Raw genomic sequence first — 3,849 nt, 5'->3', positions numbered from 1 at the left:
TTTCAATAAAATCACCTTCTTTAATTATGCACTATATTCGTAATATCTATACATAATAATATTATTTAAGAATTGTATCAGATTTCCTTATAAAAATCATGCGTATAAGGAAAGTGATGAAGAGTTTAATACTTCTTAAAATTTAAAAAAATATTGTATTTAATAGTATGTATTACATCAAGATTCTAAATGGAAATTGTATATTTAGTCATCCTTTGAATTTTAAAGGTTTTTTAATGGTTCGCAAGTGAATATGCATAATTGCATAAAGGTAATGCATTGAATTTTATATAAGATGTTTTTGTTATAAATTTTAAACTAAACTTTTGTATGCATCTATTCTCATACTAATGAGGGATTTCAAAAAGATGTGACGTATATACAATAATATGTAAGCATGTACGAAATCTTTAGTAAAGGAGGAAAAGTATGAAAAATTGGGTGAAGTTTCGAATTGCACGTCCGACGGATAAGTTTGAAGAGGTTACAGCATTTTATGAAAAAGGCTTAGGTTTAAAACGTATAGGTGAATTCTATAATCATGAAGGGTATGATGGTATTATGTTTGGGCTACCAGAAGAAGAGTACCATTTAGAATTTACAAGACATATTGATGGAAGTCCTTGTCCAGCTCCAACGAAGGATAATTTGCTTGTATTTTATATGAATGAAGATAGTGAAATGAAAAAAGTGAGTACAAGGCTGCATACAATGGGATATGGTGAGGTTGAACCTGAAAACCCATACTGGAAAGACAAGGGGATAACGGTAGAGGATCCAGATGGTTGGAGGATTGTGTTGATGAAAATTGAAGAACAAGGTTTCAAATTATGATAGGGTAAAATTAAATTAGCTTTCTTCTATGGAATAAAAATAGGAGGAAGCTTTTTGGTTTTTATAAACTGAATATTCATATTTGACAATTAATTTAAAAAAGATGTAAATTGAGAACATGTATTCTTATAAGTTTGCTAGTGTTTCTATTCAAAAGGAATGTATAAATAGGGAGGACTTTTTATGTTATGGCGAATTAAAGATGCGGAAATATACTATGAAATTGTTGGAGAGGGGAAACCGGTCCTTATTATACATGGTTGTGCACCAGATCATAGGTTAATGATGAAATGTATGGAATCAGTATTTCAAAAATATGAAGGTTATAAGCGAATATATATTGATTTACCAGGAATGGGAAAGTCGAACGCTCCAGATTGGATAAATAGTTCAGATCGTATAGTAGAAGTGCTTATTACATTTATTGAGAAAATCATTTCTACTGAAGAATTTTTGTTGGTAGGAGAGTCATACGGAGGCTATTTAGCCAGAGGAATACTCACAAAGCTGTTTGAAAGAGTTAACGGATTACTATTAGTATGTCCTGTTGTTGTAGCGGATTCAGAAAAAAGGATTCTTCCAGATAAACAGGTGATTTTACAATATTATGAATTTTTAAATAAGTTAACTTCTAGGGAAAGAGAGGGATTTTGTGAGTTAGCAGTGATAGCAAATGAATATACATATAAGCGATTTCAAGAGGAAATTAAGCCAGGGCTAGATATTGCTAATTATGAATTTATTGAAAGATTGCAACAGAATTACTCTCTTACTATGAATTTTCATCATAAGACATATGAGCAACCCGTTCTTTTATTAGCCGGAAGACAAGATATATCGGTAGGTTATCAAGATATTATACGAATTATTGATGGTTACCCAAGAGCGACATTAGCGGTGTTAGATATGGCAGGGCATAATTTACAAATTGAACAGCCTGAATTATTCGAGAGTTTAGTAGGAGAATGGATTAGACGAACAGATCAGCAAAGTTTATAAAAAACGAATGAATATTTTCAAGGAGGAAGTATGAATACATATATCTATATGGTTAGGCATGGTGAATCACCAAAACTAGAAGGAGATGAAAGAACACGTGGATTAACTGAAAAGGGAAAAATGGATACTCATAGAGTGACTGACATATTAAAGATGGAGGGGATTGATACTTTTATTTCGAGTCCTTATAATCGGGCTATGTTAACGATAGAAGGGGCAGCTAATTTTTATGAAAAAGAAATAGTAGTATATGAAAATCTCAAAGAATGTAGATTTGCAAGTGAGGACCTGGTTATATCAGATAAAGAGGTATATCCACTTGTAAAAAAGATGTTTTCTGATCCTGACTTTGCACGAACGGAAGGAGAGTCATATAAGGATTGTCAGAGACGGGTAGTGAAAGTGTTAAAAGAAATATTAATGAATTTTCAAGGACAAAAAATTGTAATTGGTACACATGGCCTTGTAATGACATTAATGATGAATTACTTTAATAACCAATATGGGTTTGAATTTTTAATACATACATCAAAGCCTGACATATATAAGCTGGAATTTAATGATGAACAATTATTGAATGTAGAAAAAATATGGATAGGAGAATGAAACTGAATATATGGAGTGTGTTTTAATTCGTACTTATAAACAAACTTTTTTTAGAATGTATTTTTATCAACTATTTTTAGAATCTTAAATCAATAAGTAACTATTCAATTTCTGAATAATGAAAATAGAATTTGGTTTAAGGAAACAATTTTAAATGTGACAAAACTCCAAACGATGGATTTCTATTCAATTGGAGAAAAAGATGTAGAATTTTGTCTTACGGTCTCCGTTTACTTTTCATTTCATTACATATAGGCTTTGTGGTGTAAAGAGAAAAATCGCCTTTACACAAAATCTATAAGGGGGACATTGTGATGAAAAAGATTAAAAAGTTTGCGGGAGTAGCTTTAGCGGGAACGATTGGGTTAAGTGGACTACTGTTTTTAGAACCAAGTGTAAGTGCTGCGGAATCAAAGCAAGTGACAGAGGAGAATTTCAATGCAATTGATGTATCGATGAATCTAAATGAATTATATGTATTAAGTGGCAGAAGCATTGATGTTCTTTCTGGAGATAAAGAAGCAATTCAGCTAAATAAATACACAATTCGTTTTAGTAAACCCGGGAAGTACGTTATTAGGGTAAATGGTTGTATTTATAACGATGTATATACTTTTATTGTGAATGAGTAGCATATATTCTTAAATTGTGAGATGAAAAAGAAACACCCTATCTGCGGTGAGAGTCGTAAATAGGGTGTTTGATTTGTATTAAGTTGTAATTTAAATATGCTCACTAACTTTATCTTTGTTTTGTAAAGTATGTAGTAGTGTTTGAAACACCTTAAATGATTGCTGAAAGATGGGACTTTGAATAAAAGTGTATAGAAAAGTTACGATAAAAACAGGACCACCGAGCATAAATCCAATAACTAGTACAACGCATTCTACAATGATTCGAGCACGGCTAATAGATAAACCTGTTTTGTCGGAAATAGTAAGCATGAATCCATCGCGAGGTCCAGCACCAATCCCAGCCGCAACATACATACCTCCTCCGATACCTGTAATGGCAATACCAGAAAATAAAATGAGTAAGTTTATCCATAAATGATTAGTAGCGTTTGGAAGAATATTTGATTGTAAGAAAAAGTCCATAATAGGACCGATAAGTAGTGCATTTAAAAATGTGCCCACATTTATATATTTTCGATCTACTAGTAAAGAAATGAGAACGAGACATAATCCGCATATGACACTCCATGTACCGATGCTCCATCCAAATCTCTGGTAGAGGGCCATATTTAAAACTTCCCAAGGATGTAAACCGAGAAATTTAACTTTGACTGCAAGAGCATTTCCAAGGCCGAAAAAAATTAATCCTAAGAAAAAAAGAAAATAGCGAAAGAGAGTTAGCCTCATCTTTAAAACCTCCTATATTGTATAATTATGTATATTACATGTAAGAGTT

The 3,849-nt window shown here is 31.9% G+C and carries 5 protein-coding genes; 4 read left to right on the top strand and 1 reads right to left on the bottom strand.

The features are described from left to right. Positions 1-429 precede the first annotated feature (429 nt). The 4 genes from KI369_RS25905 to KI369_RS25890 all read left to right on the top strand — a co-directional run bounded on the left by KI369_RS25905 (position 430) and on the right by KI369_RS25890 (position 3,071). Positions 430-834, top strand: coding sequence for a VOC family protein (locus KI369_RS25905; protein ID WP_212958283.1), 405 nt, complete (start codon positions 430-432; stop codon positions 832-834). A gap of 183 nt (positions 835-1,017) precedes the next feature. Then, positions 1,018-1,833, top strand: coding sequence for an alpha/beta fold hydrolase (locus tag KI369_RS25900; protein WP_212958281.1), 816 nt, complete (start codon positions 1,018-1,020; stop codon positions 1,831-1,833). Positions 1,834-1,863: 30 nt separating this feature from the next. After that, positions 1,864-2,439: a histidine phosphatase family protein gene (locus KI369_RS25895; protein ID WP_212958279.1), complete on the top strand. Its 576-nt coding sequence runs from the start codon at positions 1,864-1,866 to the stop codon at positions 2,437-2,439. A gap of 314 nt (positions 2,440-2,753) precedes the next feature. Beyond that, on the top strand, positions 2,754-3,071 hold the full coding sequence (locus KI369_RS25890; protein ID WP_212958277.1) for a hypothetical protein: 318 nt from the start codon (positions 2,754-2,756) through the stop codon (positions 3,069-3,071). A 90-nt stretch (positions 3,072-3,161) separates the two neighbouring features. On the opposite strand, the gene KI369_RS25885 is transcribed toward KI369_RS25890, so the two are convergent. After that, complete coding sequence (locus tag KI369_RS25885; protein ID WP_212958275.1) at positions 3,162-3,800, bottom strand: YczE/YyaS/YitT family protein; 639 nt, start codon at positions 3,798-3,800, stop codon at positions 3,162-3,164. Between the last annotated feature and the right edge of the window lie 49 nt (positions 3,801-3,849).

It is taken from the genome of Bacillus sanguinis, assembly GCF_018332475.1.
Taxonomy (GTDB): Bacteria; Bacillota; Bacilli; order Bacillales; family Bacillaceae_G; genus Bacillus_A; species Bacillus_A sanguinis.
The sequence above is the reverse complement of the archived record's forward strand: the minus strand, read 5'-3'. Positions and strand labels throughout refer to the sequence as shown.